Annotated in this window: 1 protein-coding gene; it reads right to left on the reverse strand. The window is 53.0% G+C overall.

Annotation, left to right across the window (positions count from 1 at the left end; all coding sequences use genetic code 11):
* Positions 1-7 precede the first annotated feature (7 nt).
* The gene (locus tag ACUHMQ_RS20770; RefSeq protein WP_445297345.1) at positions 8-1,180 is read right to left on the reverse strand and encodes an ISAs1 family transposase; all 1,173 of its coding nucleotides are present in this window, start codon (positions 1,178-1,180) and stop codon (positions 8-10) included.
* Positions 1,181-1,229: the final 49 nt, after the last annotated feature.

Consider the following 1,229-nt stretch of genomic DNA (forward strand, 5'->3'; position numbering starts at 1 on the left):
CCAGGGGTTACGCATGAAAAAATCCTGTCAGGACTTGCTCCATAAATCCGTTATCCCAGGCTGCCATTTTGCGTCGGCCTCGCAGGCTGTCGCGCGACTTAAGGTGCCGTCGAATCAAGTTGATAGCGATCTTGCGTAGTAAGGCCAGGTTGCGCACGGACGTGCGTTCACGCACACGGCTGTCGTCTTCTCTGAAAGTCACATCAAGTACCCAATGCAAGCTATTCTCGATAGCCCAGTGCTGTCGAATCGCTTTAGCAAGGACCTCTGGCGCGTCTTCGCAGCTTGATAGGAAGTAACGAATCTCGGTTTCAACCTTATCCGAATCCTTGATACTACGGATCGATTCCACCGCCAGAACAGATTTCAGGCCAGGCCAGTCTGTCAAAGGTTCAAGCAGGGTGGCTTCAGGGCAGACAAACATCCGGCGACGCACGAGTCGTCCATGCTTGTCATCGAAAGCATCACAGGCGGGTCTACTGATAGCGCCCGGTTCAAAACAGGTTCTGGCGCAATAGTCGCGCACCGCAGTGAAAATCTTGCGCTGATTACCTTTGAGGGTGACGAGATAGTCGGCACCTCGTTCCATTATTTTGCTGACGATCGCTCTTTGGCAGCCCATGGCATCTAAGGTGACGATACTGTTCTTCAGCACTAGCGCATCAAGTAGCGCTGGTATAGCCGTTATTTCATTCGATTTGTCGCTGACCTGGCACTGCCCGAGTGAGATGCCTTGCTCGCAGGCCCAGGCACTAACGATATGGAGCGGCCCTTGCTCGCGGCGATGGTCAAAGGAACGACGTACCGTTTTGCCATCAATGGCGACAACCTCTCGGTCAAGCGATTGGGCAAATGACTGAGCCCATGAGGTAAAGGCAGCCTCAAAAGCCAGGGGATCGATCAACATGAAGACACGGCGAAACGTATCGTGCGAGGGGATGCCGTTGGGTAACGCTAGAAAGCTGGCAAGCCCTTGGGCTTTGCAGCGACCATAGCGTTCCATGTCTACCCAGCTTTCAGCCCCTGCGATGACCGCACAGACCGCTATAACCAGGATGTCGATTAGCTGATGAGCTACTTTACCTGCACAGCGTGCATCTTTCATTCCGGAAAAATGTTCGACTAATTTTGCTCCCGGCATGCTTATCTCGAAAAGGTGGGGAGACGCCACCAATCGCATCAAGTTCCATGCTGGGCAGCTAACACATGTCACCAAGAACCTTAACTAA

The sequence above is a fragment of the Chitinimonas violaceus genome (assembly GCF_052601015.1).

Bases quoted from the DNA above. Each gene is read 5' to 3' on its own strand.
- ACUHMQ_RS20770 (WP_445297345.1), bottom strand. From the start codon at position 1,180: ATGCGATTGGTGGCGTCTCCCCACCTTTTCGAGATAAGCATGCCGGGA.